The organism is Bifidobacterium callitrichos DSM 23973, from assembly GCF_000741175.1.
GTDB classification, from domain to species: Bacteria; Actinomycetota; Actinomycetes; order Actinomycetales; family Bifidobacteriaceae; genus Bifidobacterium; species Bifidobacterium callitrichos.
Genome location: NZ_JGYS01000028.1, coordinates 1 through 19,205, shown reverse-complemented (window position 1 = coordinate 19,205; position 19,205 = coordinate 1). Strand labels below are relative to the sequence as shown.

Genomic DNA, 19,205 nt, shown 5'->3' with positions numbered 1-19,205 from the left:
ACAATCCATGCGTTTCGCGTGCTTCGACCGGTGGGACAAGCCGAAAACCGACCTGACCGGCATCACGTCCGCCACATGGACCAGCGGCGTGGACGGCACTCGCACCTTGGAGGTCACCGCCACCGGCGAAAGCGACATCGGCAAGGGCGACCGGCTCGTGTTCACCGACCCACGCGGACGACTGCAGGAAGCCATCGTCGTCTCCCCGGAACACCGGCGCGAGGAGACCCGCATCATCACCAGCCTCGTATGCAAGGGCAGCGTCCAGGAACTCGACGACACGTTCATCGAAGACAAACGCAACCGCGGAGCCACGGCCGCGCAATGCCTCGCCAAGGCATTGGAGGGTACACGGTGGACGGTCGGCACCGTGGAAGGCGACGGCACCGCCGACCTGAGCTTCTACCACGTGAGCGTGCTCGAAGCCGTGGAATCCATCGCGGAGACGTTCGGATTGGAGATCACCGCCAGCTACCTCATGGACGCCGCCCACACCCGCGTCACCGACCGGGCATTGAGCCTCGTCAAAACCCAAGGCGACCAGACCAGCGCGACACCACGCCGGTTCGAGTACGGGCACGACCTCAAGGGCATCACGCGAACCGTGGACGCGACCGGCGTCAAGACCCGCCTCTACGGGTACGGCAAGGGACTGCCCGCCACCGACGAGGACGGCAACCAGACCGGCGGCTACGGGCGACGCATCGACTTCTCCGACATCAACAACGGCAAGCCCTACGTCGAAGACCCGGCCGCCACCGCCATCTGGGGACTGCCCGGACCAAGCGTGAGCACCATGGGCAAGAACCTCGTCACGGGCGGCGGGTTCGAGAGGAAATACGGCGACGGATGGCTGTTCATCCCCAACAGCGCGTTCCTCGACGCGCTCGTCAAACAGGACGGCGACGTGACCCCATACGAGGGCAAGATCATGCTCAGAATGGGCACCGATACCAGCACGTGCGCCACGTCCGCGATCTGCGACCACATCGACGTCAAAGGCGCGACCGAATACCAACTCACGTTATGGACGCATGGGGCGGCCGGCCAGTCGTGCAGCATGAAGATCACGCAGAACGTGAACGTGTATCCGACCTCCAACATCGTCCTCGACCCGCCCGTGAACACCGGCCGGTGGACGAAGACCACACGACGGTTCACCACCCACGCCAAATGCAGCGCCATCCGCGTCTGGATCGAGAACCCGATCGGAACCATCTACCTCGATGACATGTCCCTCTCGGAGGTCACCACCACGGGCATCCACCCGGCCGAAGGCATCTACGAGAACGGCGACTGCGAGGACAAGCAGCAGCTCCTCAACGAAACCAAGGCCGAACTGAAACGGCGCAGCACGCCCACGGTCAGCTACGAGGCCGACGTGCTCACCTTCACCCACGCCGGCATGAACACCACCGGCGTCGCCCTCGGCGACCGCGTGCTGCTCGTGGACACCACCTTCACCCCGGACCTGCGCCTGTCCGGCCGCGTGCTCCAACTGGAGGAGGACCTGCTCGACCCCGCGCTCACGGTCATCACGATCGGCAACATCATCGAACGGTTCACCGCATCCAACCGCAACGCCGAGCAACGCCTCGACCGGGTGGTGGCGAACGCGGGCGCATGGAACACCAGCAGCCAGCAGATCACCCAGAACGCATCCAAATGGGATCAGGTCGCCCAGACCGTCGTGGACAACGGCAACCGCTGGAACACCACGGCAGACACGCTCGACGCGAAGGCCACCGTCTGGAACCAGACCACCGACACCCTCAACAGGAAGTCCGGCACGTGGGACGCGACCACGGCGACACTGACCGCCCGGCAACCCCAATGGGATGCGACCACGGAAACCGTCACCGCAGGCCAAGCCGACTGGGACAAGGCTGCGACCATCGCGGACGCGCACGCGCAGGCCATACGCCAATCCACGTCCGGCATCACGTTCCACCACGGGGACACCGCCATCACCCTCGGCGACGCCATCACCCTCACGGACGCGTCGGGCACGTGGACGTTCACCGAAGGCACGTTCGTCAAACAGGAACCCACCGAGTAAGGAACCATGCATGGCCTACGAGATAGAGAAGTACCGGACGATCGAGACGACCCTCGACCTCGCCAACGACTACACGCCGCCCATCCGTCTCAACGCCGGCGACCGGGACGGGCGGATCCTCAAATTCAACATCACCAACGGCGGCGACGACGTGGACGACCTCAACGGCCTGTCAGCAAGACTCACATGGAACCGAGACCCCACGGATCCGTCCAGCGGCGGCGGATACGCGGACATGAGCAAGAAGAACAACACCGACAACGCCACCGGCGTCCATCAGGTCAGCTTCACCACGCCCGTGCCCGCCGCGTTGCTGCAACAGGCGTCCGACCGCATGGTCGTGGGCATCGAGATCGAGGACGCCGACTGGCACGTGATCGCCAGCCGCAACATCCCCGTCATCATCGAACCCTCCCGCATCAACCCCAAAGCCCCCGAGATCGCCGACCCGCTCAAGGACCTGCACGAGACGATCGGCAAGGCGCAGGAACTGATCGACACCGCCAGCATCGACATCGGCACCGTCACCACGCTCACCCCAACGAAAAAGGCTACCGGCGCGTTGACCGGCACCGGGCTGAAACGCAAACTCAACCTCGGCATCCCGCGCGGCAGCAAGATCAGCAGCGTCACCGCCACCGCATTGGACACCGCCACACCCACCGTCACAACCGGCACGGACACGAACGGGGACACCACCATCGCCCTCGGACTGCCACGCGGCAAACAAGGCGAGAAAGGCGACAAAGGCGACCCCGGAGACGCCGTACAAATCCGCAATGGACTCCAAATGGACAGCAGCGGGTACCTATCCGTCAAACCGTCAGCCTATGGCCCGATCACGGTGGATTCCTACGGAGTCGGAGTCAAGGCCGGCAAGGGGCTGCAGGCCGATTCGACGGGCATCTCGCTGAAGACAGGAGGCAACGACGGGATAAAACTGACGGAGAAATACGGGAACCCGGTTCCCGATTTCGACTATCGATGCGCGGTCAAGATTTCAAGCACGGAATACTACATCTATTCGTTTGTGGCATCCGTCCCGTTCGCAAGCCTCGACAAGATCGATGCCGTACTGGGGATCTTCGCGGTCGGCGGCAACACCACCCCGATCGGCGCGCTTACCGGCAGAGTCCCGTGCGTGTTCGAGCCAGGCAAGACATTCAGCGTGTACACCAATGCGCCTATGCCTACCTACTCCGGTAGCGACTCGTTCGCCTTCACATTCAGCAGACTCGATAATCCCCGCTTCCAGTACAAGGTGGTGGCGACCCAGCAGGCACGTGGCGCGGCCAGCAGAATCCAGACATACAAGGTCACATCCACGGATACCGTGACTCTCACCAACGATAACGATTACGCAGGCGGTGTCCTGTACATAGTCAGGCAGGTGCCCTCGTAATGCCGAATGCCGTGATGATTCTGTGCGCGGTCATCGGCAGCGGCGCCGTCACCTCGTTGGTCTCATGGCTGCTGCGGCGCATCGACCAGCGCAGGAACCTCGAACAGGCCATCGCCGACTCTCCGACCATCCGCCGATTGGAACTGGAGATCTACAGGCAGAGCCTGTTCCTTCCCACCACGAGCCGCATGCAGCACGAGCACCAATTGGATGCCGGCAAGGCGTACACGGAGCGCGGCGGCAACGGGCCCGGCCACGTGCGCGTCCAGCAACTGGAGGACGACTACCGGCACCGGCTCGACACCGACGACTGGAACTACCAGCCCCACCGTCACCCGCATAACTGAAGAACAACAGAACAGACCGAACAGTCACAACCGGAAAGCCCCATGCGACGCCAGATCGCAGTGGGGCTTTCCCCGTAAAGAGAGGGACAAAGGCATGTCCAGGATCACACACCGACTATTCGCCACGCTCGCGCTGCTGCTCGCCATGCTCACCGTCACGCCCAGCGCGATGGCCGACATGCGCGGCATCGACGTGTCCGGCTGGCAGTCTCCGACCGTCACGTGCACCGCCGACTATGATTTCGCCGTCGTCAAGGCCACTCAGGGCACCGGCTTCACCAACGGGTACATGGCCAGTCAGGCGCAGTGCGTGCGGCAGCGGGGCAAGAGCCTCGGCTTCTACCACTACGCCGGCGGTGGCAACGCCACGGCCGAGGCCGACTATTTCGTGAACACCATCCGCCCGTACTTGGGATCCGCGGTGCTCGTACTCGACTGGGAAAGCTACCAGAACAGCGCATGGGGTAGCTCCAACTGGATCCGCGTGTTCGTCAACAGGGTGCACGCGCGCACCGGGGTATGGCCACTCGTCTACACGAGCGCCGCATACCTGTGGCAGATCCCGAGTGACGTGCGAGCCCATTGCGGCCTGTGGGTCGCCCAGTACGCCAACAACAACGCCACCGGCTACCAGACGCGTCCATGGAACTACGGACGCTACGGCGAGGCCATGCGACAGTACACGTCCAACGGACGCATCAACGGATACGCCGGACCATTGGACCTCAACTACTTCCGCGGCACTGCCGCGCAGTGGAACAAGTACGCCAACCCCAACGGCCACACCACCGCACCCGCACCGACACCCACGCCGAAGCCGAACAACCCCGTGCCACAGCCGTCCCGGCCGGACACCGGCAACGGGGTCAGCGTGACGGTGCGTTCCGGCGACACGATCAGCGGCATCGCCGCCCGCACCGGACTATGGCCCGTGACCGCATGGAGCGTACCCAGCGGGAACATCAACAGGATCTGGCCCGGCCAGACCGTCACCTACCGAGGAGGCGGCACACCGTCCGCGAATACAGGCGCGGGCACGCGGATCCACGTCGTCAAGCGCGGAGAGACGCTGAGCGGCATCTTCGGCGCATCCGGCTGGCAACGCGTCGCCCAGCTCAACAACCTCGCCAATCCGAACCTCATCTACCCCGGACAGCAGCTGCGCTACTAAGCACGCCGTCCGCATGCGGCCTTCGGCACCACGCCGGAGGCCGCTCCTTCCATATCCGAACAAACTCAAGGAGAACCTTATGGATATTTCCGCAGCGACCACCCTCGCGGCCGGCATCGTCGCCCTCGTCGCGCCCGCGCTCGTGCAGGCGTTCAAAAAGTACATCCCCGCCGACTACGTGGGCCTGACCAGCCTCGGCGTCAGTGTCCTGCTTGGTGTCGTCGCCATCGCCGCCACCAACGGCTTCCACGGCTACGGCTGGGGCATCGTCCTCACCGGCGTCATCGGCGTCGCCCAAGCCGTATACACGTTGGTGAACCAAGCGTTCAGCGGCAAGCTGAGCAAGGATTCAAACCGTTGAATCTATAAAACTAGTTCTTGCGACTAGACGCCCTCATTGGCAAGCGTTCTTGCGGGTTGCTGTCCGAAGGATGAGAACGCTTGCCTCCAATAAGTGATTATTCTGAGGAATTGCTGCTTTTTGGCAGCGATATGGTGTATAATCTTGACAAAGAGCAGCAAAAATAGTCATTTGGAGGTCTGCATGGCAACTTTAGGCTCAATGATTAAGGCGCGCCGTAACGAGCGTGGTCTTTCTCAGCAGGCCTTGGGCGATGCATGTGGTACGAGTGACAGCGAAATCGCAAAAATTGAACGAGGTGAAAGGAAGACTCCTAACTGCCAGATTCTTTGCAATATAGCTAGAGAACTCGGGTTCCATCCCCTTGAATTGCTTAAGGCGTCGGGATGCTTGACAGATGAGGACATAAGGCAGCCCCTTGCAGTGCTTGGACTAGAGCAACTTGATAGTGCAGATATTTCGCACGTTCAGGCTTTTGTGGACTTTCTTATACAGCGGAAGAGGCGGGTCGATCCCGTAAGTGCGAAATATGGAGAATGAGATGATATTCAAGCTTGGTGAGCTATTTTGTGGTCCCGGCGGTATTGCTTGGGGTGCGACACATGCCGATATCGGGAACCCTAATTATCGCATTGTGCATCAGTGGGCTAACGATTATGATGCAGATACTTGCAAAACGTATTGCAAGAACATCTGTCCAGATGCTCCGGAGACTGTCTATCATGCCGATATTCGTACGTTTGATATGTCGAAGTTGATGCCAAAACCAATCGATGCTTTGGCTTTTGGTTTCCCGTGTAATGATTACAGCGTTGTTGGAGAACAAAAAGGTATGGACGGCGTGTATGGTCCGCTCTATTCTTATGGCGTCAAAGCGCTGAAACTATTCAAGCCTCAATGGTTTCTCGCGGAGAATGTGGGGGGTTTGCGTAATGCTAATGACGGTCGTGCGTTTACAAAGATCCTATCTGAACTGCGCGATGCCGGATATGTTGTGACGCCTCATCTGTTCAAGTTTGAAGAATATGGTGTTCCTCAGGCAAGGCATCGAATTATTATCGTCGGCATCCGCAAAGATCTAGACGTAGAATATAAGGTGCCTTCTCCTGAACCGTATAAAGATGTCGATAATACTTGTCGTACGGCTCTAGAAAAGCCGATGCCAAAGGGTGTTGCCAATAATGAGCCAACAAAACAGAGTGCGCGAGTTATTGAACGTCTTAACTACATCAAACCGGGGGAAAATGCTTTTACTGCCGACTTGCCGGAAGACTTGCGTCTGAATATACGAGGTGCCCAGATTAGTCAGATCTACAAACGACTAGATCCGGATAAGCCTTCATACACAGTCACTGGTAGTGGTGGCGGTGGAACGCACATGTATCATTGGTCGGAGCCGCGCGCATTGACCAATCGTGAGCGCGCTAGGTTGCAGACCTTCCCCGATGACTATGTTTTTGAGGGCAGTAAGGAAAGTGTCAGGAAGCAGATTGGAATGGCGGTTCCTTGCCGAGGGGCGCAAATCATTTTTGAGGCAATATTGAAATGCTTTGCGGGTATATCCTATCCCTCTGTTGATCCTAATATCAACGAGTAGGGCCCGGACTGTTGGGTGGGCCTTTTTAGGCTCACTCAACAAGGACGCGAAAAATCCATGTAGAACTGTTCCTCGTCGATTTTAGTAAATGTGACATCTGTTCGACCATATCTATATAGATCTTCTTCGGTTACAAAGTCTCCATTTCCTACGCCAAGCCTTCTTCTGAAGTATTCGCCGAGTAATGAATTACTTAGAGGGGTAGTAAGCGCTTTATCTTTTTCTTGCTCAAGTCTCAAAATAAGGCTCTTGTGGTCATCTGTTTGCACAGTAAATTGCTGTTTTTCATTTGGGAAAAAGCGCTTGCGGGCAATTTCAATAGGCACGGGTATGTATGCCTGATTAGGGTTTCGGTGGGCACGTTGGCCCCAATTCAAACCTGATTTGCGTCCTATAGTACCGTCTTTCGTTAAAAGCGACAATGTTACATGTTCGAGAGCAGTTTGAGATGATAGCTCGGTAAGTGTAAGGTCATCGTTCTTTACACGTACATTCTCTTCGATTTCTGCGTGCGTGCAGAACATAGATCTATTGCATATAGTGTCATAAAAAACTAAAGACTCCTTTGGGTCCACTGGCTCCATTATGTCTTCAACTGTCGAAGGAAGAAAGGCGTCTTGGCAAAATGGTGCGGATCCCATGAATGCCGTAGTAGGATTTCCTTCCTTAGTCCAGACGTAAAGATTAGATCTAACGGCTGGCATTTCGTATACATAGCTACATGAGAAATCATCAATAGTGGCGAGTTGCTTGCAATGATGTAGCTCTTTAAATTCGTTATGCCAAGAAGATGGAATACCGTCCATTGACGTCATTCCTATAACCAAGTTGATATGAACGCAGGGAATTGTATGCTTATGTTGCTTCTTTTCCTGCTCTCTCTTTTCATGTAGCGTGGTGAGATACCAAGAAGCCATGGTTGGAGTAGCGCTACTGGCTACAATATTGATAGTGTCTGCTCCAGTATCTAGAGGAGAAAGCAGAATCGTCTCTGCTAGGTTGTTGCTAATCATAGAGCTGTCGTCTTAATTCTCGTCGTAGTAAACCTTACCGTTAGGGAGCTTGATATTAGGCACCCATAGCTTCTTGCCATGCCATCCCTTGTTACCGGTAACTTGATACATAGTCAGCACAACGTGACCGGGGAACGAATTGCTTGTCCTCCAATCGTTTGGGGAAAGGAGCGCGCCAGTCCATTGTGCTACGTCCCTGTTCCGACGAACCACTAGAATTCCCTGTTGCCCAGGGTTGTCGGCAAGCATCATCTTTAGGATTGACTCAAAAGTACTGAGCCTGAACTCCGAGCTTGGAACGATATGTTCAAGCACCTTTTCAATCAGCTTCAGGCTGACTGTGTAGTATGGCGTCTCATCGCTGAAGCTTGCAAGCATCTTTGTGATCTCTTCAAGGGTTGAATTATCCGGATCCGACGGATAATAATTCGTACCTCCAGAAAGAATACTCACATGTCGATCATCCAAGACGACACCACGCGTCGGAGACAAACCTTCGGGATAATATATTTGCGGCTGGATACCTTGTTTGATCTGAGAAATAATGGAATTGTTCGTAGCGTTGATGTCTGAGAACAATTTATACAGTTCCTGTGGAATGTAGACCATCATCATACCGGGATCGCGGTCATAGCCGAACATTCGGCTATGTTGCCACATGGTATCCGCTTGTGGTTTTTTAGCGATTCGTGTGTAATAGATTGTCTGCAGGGCCGGGAAAGTGACTCCTCTTCCTAGTGTGTTGCCTCCGACTATGAAATTACAGCCGGTTTTGTAATCATCCTCGGTGACGTCATATTTGCCATTCATAATGAGAACTTTGGTATTGTTCTCATCGGAAATTATGTTTTTGGCTGATTGAAGTAATTCTTTAAAGTTGATTAATTCATGCTTAGTGGGTGTTAGCGCGTCATAGACTTTATGAAGTTCGGATATGAAATCCCCTTCAAGGTTATCTCGGCACCATTCAAGTGAATCTCGAATTTCCTTGGCAAACTTATCGTGTACGTTCTGTCGCACAGATGGGTGTAACAGACAATTTGAGACAGTGGATCCAGTTGCTAGAAGCTGTGCAGAAACAGCGAGGTGTCTCAGCACAACCTGACGTGTCATTGTCTTGCTTGCAGAGAGATAGGTGATGCAGTCGGGCTTGCCGCTTGCAGGGAAGAAGAAATCACCACCAAGGTATGATTTGCCCGGCTCGAAGTAATGCGTAAAGCTTGGCTTGAATCCAGACTGCTCCGTCTGAAGAAGCAAAGATTGCGGAGTGCCTGTTACCTGAAGATAGATACTGCACATTCCTTCGTCTTTGATGGAGCTTATATATTTGTTGATCGATGATTGTTTGTCCTTGTTGACGAGCGTGTTCAACGAAGCTGCGTCAGCCTCATCGTCAACGATGAACAAAGCATTTCCCTGCATAAACTGTGTTGTATTAAATACATTCGCCCAAAGTCGTAACACCCTGTAATTCTTTTTAAGTACAACAACAACGGGCTTCTGCAATTGGTTGTCGATGAATAGTCCAGAGTCAGTCTCATCGCAGACCAGAAAATCAGTAAGATCTCGTTTCACTCGATTGAGCGTCTGTTGCTGAAGTACAGTATTATCTGTTGTCAGTAGCAGAAAAGCATAGAAGCCGCTCTCTGCTGCTTTGCACATAATACCGAACATCTGTCCGGTCTTTCCGGATTGGACATTGCCGAACAGTAGTCCGACTTCATGTGTCGCAAAGGAATAATTCGAGAGATACTTCTCGTCGAATGATTCCGTAGTTTTACGTATTGATTCCGAAAGCTCGATGTTTCCGGCATTTTTGATCTTACTGAGATAGTTTTCCAGATAATTCGTGCTCATCGTTTAAGATCCTTTACTCAAAGAACAGCGTCCAGACGTCAAGAGTTCCATCTTCTGGATCCTCTACTGTTTTATCCGTCTTGGTGAGACGCAGATGGTGGCAACCATATTCATCTAGCATTTCTCGTGTAATCATGCCTTTTCGTTCAGTGTCCTTCATGGTGTCATTAACGGGTGACACTAGACCGGCCGCTACTAAGCGTCCCTTCAGCCATCGGCCAAGCAACAACTCATCACCGACTGCATTGAACTGTTTGTTCCCGTCGCTTGTTGTGTGAGCTTTGAACCTATATCCATCGTCGGTAATGACAATGAATGGAACGTTCTTCTGAGGATAGCCAGGCTGAGTAGTGATCTCTTTATCAACAGTAAACTGGATTTCATACCAATCGCGCGATTTGCGGGCACTCCTTGGAGCGGCGTAACAAACATTGATATTAGACTTCATGCAACTGTCTTTGCTACCCGTTCCAGCTATACGTTCAGCTTCCGTAGGTACTTTAAGGGGTAGCAGGAAGGTGAGCGCAGTCTGGTGCTTTCGATATATATCGATATCTTCTTTGGTAACAGGCTCTGCAAGATCAGATTTGCCAAGGTCGAAGTTCGTCTCACGGATGAGCTTCAAATCGGTTATCTCGCCGATGTTTTCGGATATGGGTGAGGCATTGATTTTGTCAATCAGTGCTTTCGTACTGAAAATTTCAGTCATATTCTCTACAAGTGAAGCAACCTCATACTGACGCAGGTTGGATGCCTCTGTCTTGATTACGCCAAGATTTGCTGAACCGTTGATTACTGCAATCGGCTGATTGTTTGAGGCAAAGTAGTACAGCTTGCCGTGGAAGGCAAATGACCTCACTAAGCGTATTTCGCCGATTCCTTTGCTCTGCCACTTGCGATTAAGAGCTCTTGCATCGTGGTATGAGCGTTCTGGCATGCCTTCTGCGCTGTACATGCCAATAGTGAGCGTCACGCGTGAAATGTTGCTCGTCTCCACCACGTCATCAAGTTCGGCAAGTGACAGCCTGCTGATATATCCGACCGCCACAGAGATCTCGTCGGATTCCTTGGCGAGACGATGAAAGGCGTCATTGATGGTTTCCTGACCCGGAGTGGTCTTCAGCGGAGGAATGGTCGAGTACAGCAGTGTCATGACTGAGGCCTTTCTGAAGCGTCTATCTATACTTATTCTACTTGTGCATCGCGAGTGTGATCTTTCAGATTGCACTCACTCTTTCGGCGTGTCGACTACGCTCTCTGCGTAGCAAGTAGACCTGCGAAGTGCTTCGTCGACCCCGTTTCCAGACACGATTCAGACACGATGACCTCTCGGAACCGCTTGAACGAGCCAAGCCAACCAAAAACAGCAAAGCCTGAAAACGTTGATTTTTCAACGGTTTTGAGGTGTACAAATCTGAGGCGTTTGAGTCAATTAACCCTCGTTCTCAACAGAAGGTCGAGGGTTCGATCCCCTTTGGGCCCACCATGTCGGGCTGCATACGATGGCGAATGCTGGCAATGGCGACCGGTACGATGGAGGTGTACCGGTTCGCAACGAAAGGAACCTGCGATGTCCAACAGCATGGCCGATGGCGATATCATCTGGTCGCAGCGCAAACGCAACTGGTGTCGTACGCCATTCACCTTCACCACGTACACGTTGACCAACGATGAGATCGCGGTCAAGTCGGGAATCCTTCGCGAGACCTACGATGTGACGAAGCTGTTCCGTGTCGTGGATCTGACGCTTACCCGCACGCTGCTGCAGCGTCTGTTCGGCCTGTCGACGATCACGCTGGAGACGCGAGACCAGTCGTCCGGCGGCCAGCTGGTCCTCAAGAACGTCGTCCGGGGGTTCGATGTGCGCCGCGTCATCCAGCGTGCCGTGGACGAATCGCGCAACGTGAATCGCGTCAGCGCTCGCGAGTACATGGGCGACGGTTCGTACGAGGGTGGCTATGACGATGGTTACAACGGCGGCTATGACGATGGTGGAAGGTAGGCGGCTGCGTGCGGATGAGTGAGGCGGTTGCCTGACCGCCTGGTCGAATGGCGTGGTCGAATGGTGTGGATGACGGTTGCGACACGGCGATCGCGACACGCGATTTGCATTCTGCGAAAGTTCGTATATGCTATGTGACTTGTGCGCAAGAGCAATCTTGTTCACAGGGAACATATTCCTGCGTAGCTCAGTTGGCAGAGCATCCGACTGTTAATCGGACGGTCGCTGGTTCAAGCCCAGCCGCAGGAGCCATCAGAACCTCGGGCTTGCCCCGGGGTTCTTTTGTATTATGACTCCCGTAGTGGGTGGCTCCCTGTCAAGGGGTTCTCGAGGCGGAGCTGATGGGTGGTTTGCGGTGAGGCGCCCCAACTTTCGGAAAGCGCTTACCGTGTGCATCTCGCATCAGGTACAATGGCGTCCGGCACATGCCGGCACATACCGGTACATACCGGCAGACAAACGGCGATCAGGCTGATCACAAGGAGGTACGAATCATGCTGATCCATCACGACAATCCGACCCGCGCCGACATGCTCGCCCACATGGGCAGCATCCAGCAGGCGGCCTACACGCGTCCTATCGAATACCAAGAGGGCCGCTCCCACGGCCTCAAGGCGATCGAGGTGAAGAACGGCCCGCTGCGCTTCATGTCGATGGCCGATCGCGCGCTTGACATCGCGCAGATCGAATACCGCGGCGAGAACCTGACGTTCCTGTCCAAGCCGGGCCTCAACGGCCGCAACCAGTTCGACACGAACGGTCTCGAGGCGCAGCGCTCGATCATGGGCGGCCTGTTCTTCACCTGCGGCTTCGAGAACATCTGCGCCCCCTACGTCACCCCGGCGGGCTCGAAGTATCCGGCCGGCAGCTTCCCGATGCACGGCCGCATCCGCACCACGCCCGCCGAACACGTCAGCTCCGACGCCTACTGGGACGCCGACGGCCGCTACGTGCTCAAGGTCTCCGGCGAGATGCGCGAGGCCGAGCTGTTCGGCGAGAACATGGTCCTGCGCCGCACGATCACCTCCGTGTACGGCACCTCCACGATCACCGTCGAGGATGAGGTGACCAACGAGAGCTTCCGCGAGGAGCCGCTGATGTGGATGTACCACTGCAACGTCGGCTGGCCGCTGCTCGACGACGGCGCCGAGGTCGTCATCCCGAGCCGCAAGGCCACGCCGCGCGACGAGACGACCGCCGCCGACGACACCCCGTGGAACCGGATCGGCGAGCCCGTCGCGAATAAGCCCGAAAGCGTGTATCTGCACGATCTGGCCGCCGATGCGGACGGCCGCAGCTTCGCCGGCGTCGTCAACCGCAGGCTCGGCCTTGGCTTGAAGATCGAATTCGACGCCGCCGACTTCCCGTACTTCATGGAATGGAAGTCGATGGGTTCGGGTGATTACGTGGTCGGCCTCGAACCGTCGAACTCCAGCGTGCTCGGCCGCGGCTGGCACGAGCAACGCGGCGACCTGCACACCCTCGCCCCGCAGGCGAGCGAGCGCAAGACCATCACGTTCACCGTCATCGAGGGCGATGCGGCGATCGACGAATTCACCGCTCGCCGCGACGCGGTGCTCGGTGCGTGACGCGCTGCTCGCGCAAGCAGTGCATGCGCGCAGCTTGGTGATTCGGTAACTTGTCTTTCACATGCCGCATGAGGGCCCCGACGGACGTTCCGTCGGGGCCTCGTCGTTCCGCCCCCCGTCGTCCCGTCCGTCGTCCCGTCCGCAGTCCGTCGTTCCGCCCCTCGTCGTCCCCCCGTCATTTCGCTCCGTTGCATCACCATTCCGCCATCATCCGCAGGGATGATCCTTCCGAGTAGGGGACTGTAGGGGTTTCGGGGCGACCCTGAAAAATACCCTGATTAACCCATGAACTTGCCTGGGAAACCATGGCGATCACCGGCATCGCGCTCCATAATGAGCCGCAGCAGGCTGAACGGGAGGTGAATCCGCGGAAACGGGTTCCAGCGGATTCCCAGCTGGAACGGAATTCCGGCCGTCATCGTTCGGCGGGACTCATCAGGAGGTGTGCGATGACGAATGGAATGACTCGCGGAGACGGGATGAACACCCGTACCGGAGACGACGCCGTGGTGGAGAGTCCGGCGGTTGTCCCGTCGGCTGTCTTGTCTGACGGAACGGCCGTCACGGCGGCATTATGCGAAAAGGGTGATCGCTCCCGAATCCGCCGCAACTGCCTCATCCAGCTCATTGTGCTGCTGATCTCCCTGTCGCTCGTCGCCGGCATCGCATTGGCGGCGAACCTGCGCCGACGCGAGCTCGATGGGAGCGTCGTCTCACCGCCGTCCTCCGACTGGTTCGTGCGCCCGCTCGCGATCGTGCACCGCGGCGACGACTCCGCGCCCGAGAACTCGTTGCGCGCCATCGCCAACGCGGGCGCACGCGGCGCCGACTACTCCGAGATCGACGTGCGACTCGACGCCGACGGCACGCCGGTCGTCTTCCACGACAGGAAGACCGGGCGACTGTCCGCCGACCATGTCGATGTGCGGGTCAAGGACCTGACCACGCGCGAGCTGCAGCATATGCCGATGCGCCAGCACGGCGAGGACTACCATGTTCCGACCCTCGCGCAGGCCATTGGCGCCGCGCAGCACGCCAACGACCACACCGGTCTCCTCCTGGATCTGAAGACCGACGACCGTCACGCGCCCGCCCTCACCGACGCCGTGATGGCGCAAGTTGAGGAGGCGGAGTTCGCCGATCGCACGATGCTCATGTCCACCTCCGACCGCGCGGTCTCCCTGATCCACAAGCGTCACCCCGACTGGTCCGTCGGCAAATGCGTGAGCCCGGTGCCCGGTTCGACGATCGAATGGCCCAAGGACTCGAGCTTCGTCGTCATGCGCGGCGATCGCATCACCCTCGGGGTCCTCGCCCGTGCCCGCAGGGACAACATCCCGGTGTTCGCCGGAGTGAGCGACGACTACCGTCAGGGCAATACGACCCTGAGCCTCGGCGCCGACGGCATCCTTGGAGGCAACGCCCGCAAGGTCGTCAACACCGTGGCCCGCCACGAGATCCGCGTCGACGATGAGGGCCTGAAGCACCTTACCGGCCTGGTATCAAGCAACTAACGTCCATTCTTCGGTTTGAACACTCATCCTCCATGCTGACGACCTTCGTCCCTTCCGCCCATGATCGGGGAGTACGTCTTCGGGGGCTACGGGAGCCCTGATCTCGTGGAACGTACGCTGAACCGCGGTCAGCGTACGCGGAACGGGGGATTATCCCGATGATCCCATAAAAACGTATGCTGACCGCGGCTCAGCATACGTTTTCTTGGGGTGTCGACCGGATAGCCCCCGAGGCCGTACGCCTACAGCGACTGAGAGTACGGCGTCCGTGGTCTCGGGCCGGATAGTCCCCGGGAACGTACGCCGGATGGCGGTGCGGTCGATGATCGGCGTACGCAAAACGTGGTCATCGACCCATCCGCCGCAACGAACGTACGCTACGCTGACGGGTAACGTACGGTTCGTGTGGTCCGACCGTGGATAGTCCCGGGGAGCGTACGCCGCCATGGACGATAGGACGCCATGGTCGACCAATGATATGAAGGAGCGCATATGAGCGAGAAGATGGAAGCGGTCGCGACCTCCGAGGCGCCGGCCGCACTGGGTGCCTACAGCCAGGCGGTCAAGGCCAACGGATTCGTGTTCGTCTCCGGCCAGCTCGGCATCGACCCGGCCACCGGCGAACTGGCCGGAGACACCGCCGGCGAGCAGGCCGCGCAGGCCCTGAAGAACATCAAGCACATCCTCGACACCGCCGGCACCGGCATCGAGCACGTCTGCCGCGCCACGATCTACCTGAAGAACGTCGCGGACTTCAAGGAGGTCGACGCCCGCTACGCCGAGGTGTTCATCGGCTCCGTCAAGCCGGCCCGCGTCGCGATCGGCGGCAACGACATCCCCAAGGGCGCGCTCGTCGAGATCGACGCGATCGCCGTCCTGTGAATCTCCCGGACTGATCCCGGACTGATCCCGGACTGACTCGAGCCGGCGTCGCCCCGTTGCTATCATGACGTACGTCATCGCACGGATGACGTACGGAAGGAGCACCATGACCGACGCCGGCACAGGCAGGGACGCAAACGGGAGCGACGCCGCCCCCACCGGACTCGAGCGACGGATGGAGTCTCGCCACCTGACGATGATCTCCCTGGGCGGCGTCATCGGCACAGGACTGTTCGTCTCCTCCGGCTACACGATCCACCAGGCCGGCCCGCTCGGCGCGATCCTCGCCTACGCGGTCGGCTCGCTGCTCGTCTACTGCGTGATGGTCTCGCTCGGCGAGCTGTCCGTCGCGATGCCGTATGCCGGCAGCTTCCACATGTACGCGAAGCGGTTCATCGGCCCCGGCACCGCGTTCGTGATCGCGGTCCTCTACTGGCTCAACTGGGCGGTCGCGCTCGCCAGCGAGTTCACCGCCGCGGGACTTCTGATGCAGCGATGGTTCCCCGGTTCGCCCACATGGGTGTGGTCGGCCGTGTTCATCGCCGTCGTATTCGTGTTGAACATCCTGTCCGTGCGACTCTACGGCGAGGCGGAGTTCTGGTTCGCGTCGATCAAGGTGTTCGCGATCGTCGCGTTCATCGTCATCGGCCTGTTGGCGATCTTCGGCGCGATCCCGATCGCCGGCTACGATTCGGCGCCGTTGTTCGGCAACTTCGTGGCCGACGGCTGGTTCCCGAACGGCTTCGCGCCGGTCTTCTCCACGCTGCTGACGGTCGTGTTCGCGTTCTCCGGCACCGAGGTCGTCGGCGTCGCGGCCGGCGAGACGCGCGATCCGTCCAAGGCGATCCCGAAGGCCGTCCACACGACCGTATTGCGCCTCGCGATCTTCTTCATCGGTTCGATCGCCGTGATGGCCGCCCTGATCCCGTGGCACAAGTCGGGCGTCGACACCAGCCCGTTCGTGCTCGTCTTCCAGTCGATCGGCATGCCGTTCGCCGGCGACGTGATGAACTTCGTGGTGCTGACCGCGGTGCTCTCCGCCGCGAACTCCGGCCTGTACGTGTGCTCGCGCATGGTGTGGTCGCTCGCCAAGGAGCGGCTGATCCCGGCCCGATTCGCCAGAACCAACTTCCACGGTGTGCCCGTGTGGGCCGTCCTCTTCTCGATGGCGGGATCATTGCTCGCGCTTCTGTCGTCGGTCGTCGCCGCATCGACCGTCTATCTGGTATTGGTCGCCGTTTCTGGACTGGCGACTCTGGTCGTGTGGTTCTCGGTGTGCGTGTGCCACATCCGTTTCCGCCGTGAATGGCGACTCTCCGGTCATACGCCCGACGAACTGGGCTATCGCGCCCCCGGATTCCCGGTGCTGCCGTGGCTCGCGATCGCGATGTGCATCGGCGCGCTGGTCCTCGTCGCCCTCGACGACACCCAGCGCACGACGCTGTACTATATGATCCCCTTCACCGCCCTGTGCTATCTCGGTTATCACCTCCTCAACCGCCATCGTCGCTCCGATCTCGGCAATCAGTGACGCTGACACCAGACGCTGACAGTGAAAGCGTCACATATTCCCGAGATTTCTCCAGTACCCGGTAATAAGTGACGCTGAGCCAGAGGGAGCGTCACATATTCCCGAGATGATCCCGAACCTCGGTAATAAGTGACGCTGAGCCAAAGGAAGCGTCACATATTCCCGAGATCAAGGGTTATTTCGGTAATTTGTGACGTTCGCATAAGGGGACTCGGGGAGAACTAGGGAGAACTGTGAGGAACTGGGTGTCTCCGGTGTCTCCATGGGGTCCCTGGTGCCCCCCATGGTGTCTCCGGTTCCCCATGGTGGCTCCGGGGGATTTTGGGATGTCTCCGGGGCTGTCAGCGCGCCCGGTACCATGGTAAGAATGAATCCTGAAGCGTTGAGCGAACTCATTTCGCGTATTGCCCACGAGCTTGTCGTTGCCGGAAAGGCCGGACAGCTCACCGAAGATCTCATCCCCCCGGTCGCCAAATTCGCCGTGATGCGTCCGAAGGACCGCGCCCACGGCGATTGGGCGTCGAACGCCGCGATGCAGCTGGCCAAGAAGGCCGGCATGAAGCCGCGCGACTTCGCCGAGCTGTTCGCCGCCGAACTGACCGCCGCCGACGGCATCTCCAAGGTCGAGGTCGCTGGCCCCGGCTTCATCAACATCACCCTCGACTCCGCGTCCGCCGCGGCCGTCGTCGACCAGATCCTCGAAGCCCCGAAGGTCGATTCCACGGTCGGCGAGGCCGTCTCCTCGTTCGGCCGCAACACCCACCTCGGCGGCGAGACCCTGAACCTCGAGTTCGTCTCCGCCAACCCGACCGGCCCGATCCACATCGGCGGCACCCGCTGGGCCGCCACCGGCGACGCGATGGCCCGCGTGCTCGAGGCCAACGGCGCCAAGGTCGTGCGCGAATACTACTTCAACGATCACGGCGAGCAGATCAACCGCTTCGCCAAGTCCCTCGTCGCCGCGTGGGCGCACGACAACGACCTCGGTGACAAGGGCTACCAGACCGAGACTCCGTTCGACGGCTACAAGGGCGCGTACATCGACGAGATCGCCCGCCGCGTCGAGGCCGAGGCCAAGGCCGACGGCGTCGACCTGACCGCCCTCGACCACGAGGATCAGGGCCTCAACGCCGACGGTGAGCCGATCGGCGAGTCCGATTCCGCGTTGCGCGAGGAGTTCCGCAAGCGCGCCGTGCCGATGATGTTCGACGAGATCAGGAAGTCGATGAAGGACTTCCGCGTCCACTTCGACGTGTGGTTCCACGAGAACAGCCTCTACCAGGACGGTGAGGTCGACAAGGCCATCGCCGTGCTGCGCGATCGCGGCGACATCTACGAGAAGGACGGCGCCACCTGGTTCGCGTCCACGAACCACGGCGACGACAAGGACCGCGTGATCATCAAGTCGAACGGCGAGTTCGCGTACTTCGCCGCCGACATCGCGTACTACTGGAACAAGCGCCACCGCCCGGAGAACCCGGCCGACGTCGCGATCTACATGCTCGGCGCCGACCATCACGGCTACATCGGCCGCATGATGGCGATGTGCGAGGCGTTCGGCGACAAGCCGGGCGAGAACATGCAGATTCTCATCGGCCAGCTCGTCAACGTGATGAAGGACGGCAAGGCCGTGCGCATGTCCAAGCGCGCCGGCAACGTCGTCACCATCGACGACCTCGTCGAGGCGATCGGCGTGGACGCCTCCCGCTACTCGCTCGCACGCACCGACTACAACTCGCCGGTCGACATCGACCTGAACCTGCTCGCCTCCCACTCCAACGACAACCCGGTGTACTACGTGCAGTACGCGCATGCGCGCTCCTGCAACGTGGACCGCAACGCCGAGGCCGCGGGCGTCACCTTCGAGGGCTCCGATCTCG

General features: G+C 58.5%; 16 protein-coding genes and 1 tRNA gene. 14 read left to right on the top strand and 3 right to left on the bottom strand.

Annotation, left to right across the window (positions count from 1 at the left end; genetic code table 11):
- Positions 1-7 precede the first annotated feature (7 nt).
- The 7 genes from BCAL_RS12430 to BCAL_RS12925 all read left to right on the top strand — a co-directional run bounded on the left by BCAL_RS12430 (position 8) and on the right by BCAL_RS12925 (position 6,937).
- Positions 8-2,059, top strand: coding sequence for a phage tail spike protein (locus BCAL_RS12430; RefSeq protein WP_052119134.1), 2,052 nt, complete (start codon positions 8-10; stop codon positions 2,057-2,059).
- 10 nt (positions 2,060-2,069) lie between these two features.
- The gene (locus tag BCAL_RS11335; RefSeq protein WP_043165836.1) at positions 2,070-3,461 is read left to right on the top strand and encodes a hypothetical protein; all 1,392 of its coding nucleotides are present in this window, start codon (positions 2,070-2,072) and stop codon (positions 3,459-3,461) included.
- Complete coding sequence (locus BCAL_RS11330) at positions 3,461-3,808, top strand: hypothetical protein (protein ID WP_043165835.1); 348 nt, start codon at positions 3,461-3,463, stop codon at positions 3,806-3,808. Before BCAL_RS11335 ends, BCAL_RS11330 begins: the two co-directional genes overlap by 1 nt.
- A gap of 94 nt (positions 3,809-3,902) precedes the next feature.
- Positions 3,903-4,979 (top strand): GH25 family lysozyme, encoded by a 1,077-nt coding sequence (locus BCAL_RS11325; protein ID WP_043165833.1) that lies wholly within the window; start codon positions 3,903-3,905, stop codon positions 4,977-4,979.
- Positions 4,980-5,058: 79 nt separating this feature from the next.
- Entirely contained in the window at positions 5,059-5,340 is a 282-nt protein-coding gene (locus BCAL_RS11320; protein ID WP_043165831.1) for a hypothetical protein, read from the top strand.
- A 144-nt stretch (positions 5,341-5,484) separates the two neighbouring features.
- Positions 5,485-5,880: a helix-turn-helix domain-containing protein gene (locus BCAL_RS12930; protein WP_202961964.1), complete on the top strand. Its 396-nt coding sequence runs from the start codon at positions 5,485-5,487 to the stop codon at positions 5,878-5,880.
- Between the two features lies 1 nt (position 5,881).
- Positions 5,882-6,937 (top strand): DNA cytosine methyltransferase, encoded by a 1,056-nt coding sequence (locus tag BCAL_RS12925; RefSeq protein WP_081887457.1) that lies wholly within the window; start codon positions 5,882-5,884, stop codon positions 6,935-6,937.
- Between the two features lie 35 nt (positions 6,938-6,972).
- Here the strand turns inward: BCAL_RS12925 and BCAL_RS12920 are convergent, their stop codons facing one another.
- The 3 genes from BCAL_RS12920 to BCAL_RS11310 are packed head-to-tail and all read right to left on the bottom strand — an operon-like array spanning position 6,973 to position 10,960.
- Positions 6,973-7,950: a restriction endonuclease PLD domain-containing protein gene (locus tag BCAL_RS12920; RefSeq protein ID WP_081887456.1), complete on the bottom strand. Its 978-nt coding sequence runs from the start codon at positions 7,948-7,950 to the stop codon at positions 6,973-6,975.
- A 12-nt stretch (positions 7,951-7,962) separates the two neighbouring features.
- Positions 7,963-9,807 carry a Z1 domain-containing protein gene (locus BCAL_RS11315; protein ID WP_043165829.1) on the bottom strand — a complete coding sequence of 615 codons (1,845 nt, stop codon included), beginning with the start codon at positions 9,805-9,807 and terminating at the stop codon, positions 7,963-7,965.
- 13 nt (positions 9,808-9,820) lie between these two features.
- Positions 9,821-10,960 carry a restriction endonuclease PLD domain-containing protein gene (locus tag BCAL_RS11310; RefSeq protein WP_043165827.1) on the bottom strand — a complete coding sequence of 380 codons (1,140 nt, stop codon included), beginning with the start codon at positions 10,958-10,960 and terminating at the stop codon, positions 9,821-9,823.
- Between the two features lie 417 nt (positions 10,961-11,377).
- On the opposite strand from BCAL_RS11310, the gene BCAL_RS11305 reads away from it, so the two are divergent.
- From BCAL_RS11305 to argS, 7 genes are all read left to right on the top strand, one after another.
- Complete coding sequence (locus BCAL_RS11305) at positions 11,378-11,809, top strand: PH domain-containing protein (RefSeq protein ID WP_043165825.1); 432 nt, start codon at positions 11,378-11,380, stop codon at positions 11,807-11,809.
- A gap of 176 nt (positions 11,810-11,985) precedes the next feature.
- Positions 11,986-12,061, top strand: a tRNA-Asn gene (locus tag BCAL_RS11300).
- Positions 12,062-12,303: 242 nt separating this feature from the next.
- Complete coding sequence (locus tag BCAL_RS11295; RefSeq protein WP_043165824.1) at positions 12,304-13,398, top strand: aldose 1-epimerase family protein; 1,095 nt, start codon at positions 12,304-12,306, stop codon at positions 13,396-13,398.
- Between the two features lie 542 nt (positions 13,399-13,940).
- On the top strand, positions 13,941-14,912 hold the full coding sequence (locus BCAL_RS11290; protein ID WP_160268287.1) for a glycerophosphodiester phosphodiesterase family protein: 972 nt from the start codon (positions 13,941-13,943) through the stop codon (positions 14,910-14,912).
- Between the two features lie 492 nt (positions 14,913-15,404).
- On the top strand, positions 15,405-15,794 hold the full coding sequence (locus tag BCAL_RS11285; RefSeq protein WP_043165820.1) for a Rid family detoxifying hydrolase: 390 nt from the start codon (positions 15,405-15,407) through the stop codon (positions 15,792-15,794).
- Positions 15,795-15,900: 106 nt separating this feature from the next.
- Positions 15,901-17,325 (top strand): amino acid permease, encoded by a 1,425-nt coding sequence (locus tag BCAL_RS11280; protein WP_043165819.1) that lies wholly within the window; start codon positions 15,901-15,903, stop codon positions 17,323-17,325.
- Between the two features lie 367 nt (positions 17,326-17,692).
- Positions 17,693-19,205 (top strand): arginine--tRNA ligase (gene argS, locus BCAL_RS11275; RefSeq protein WP_043260141.1); only part of this gene is annotated, 1,513 nt, incomplete at its 3' end.

Bases quoted from the DNA above. Each gene is read 5' to 3' on its own strand.
- BCAL_RS12430 (WP_052119134.1), top strand. From the start codon at position 8: ATGCGTTTCGCGTGCTTCGACCGGTGGGACAAGCCGAAAACCGACCTG.
- BCAL_RS11335 (WP_043165836.1), top strand. From the start codon at position 2,070: ATGGCCTACGAGATAGAGAAGTACCGGACGATCGAGACGACCCTCGAC.
- BCAL_RS11330 (WP_043165835.1), top strand. From the start codon at position 3,461: ATGCCGAATGCCGTGATGATTCTGTGCGCGGTCATCGGCAGCGGCGCC.
- BCAL_RS11325 (WP_043165833.1), top strand. From the start codon at position 3,903: ATGTCCAGGATCACACACCGACTATTCGCCACGCTCGCGCTGCTGCTC.
- BCAL_RS11320 (WP_043165831.1), top strand. From the start codon at position 5,059: ATGGATATTTCCGCAGCGACCACCCTCGCGGCCGGCATCGTCGCCCTC.
- BCAL_RS12925 (WP_081887457.1), top strand. From the start codon at position 5,882: ATGATATTCAAGCTTGGTGAGCTATTTTGTGGTCCCGGCGGTATTGCT.
- BCAL_RS12920 (WP_081887456.1), bottom strand. From the start codon at position 7,950: ATGATTAGCAACAACCTAGCAGAGACGATTCTGCTTTCTCCTCTAGAT.
- BCAL_RS11315 (WP_043165829.1), bottom strand. From the start codon at position 9,807: ATGAGCACGAATTATCTGGAAAACTATCTCAGTAAGATCAAAAATGCC.
- BCAL_RS11310 (WP_043165827.1), bottom strand. From the start codon at position 10,960: ATGACACTGCTGTACTCGACCATTCCTCCGCTGAAGACCACTCCGGGT.
- BCAL_RS11305 (WP_043165825.1), top strand. From the start codon at position 11,378: ATGTCCAACAGCATGGCCGATGGCGATATCATCTGGTCGCAGCGCAAA.
- BCAL_RS11295 (WP_043165824.1), top strand. From the start codon at position 12,304: ATGCTGATCCATCACGACAATCCGACCCGCGCCGACATGCTCGCCCAC.
- BCAL_RS11285 (WP_043165820.1), top strand. From the start codon at position 15,405: ATGAGCGAGAAGATGGAAGCGGTCGCGACCTCCGAGGCGCCGGCCGCA.
- BCAL_RS11280 (WP_043165819.1), top strand. From the start codon at position 15,901: ATGACCGACGCCGGCACAGGCAGGGACGCAAACGGGAGCGACGCCGCC.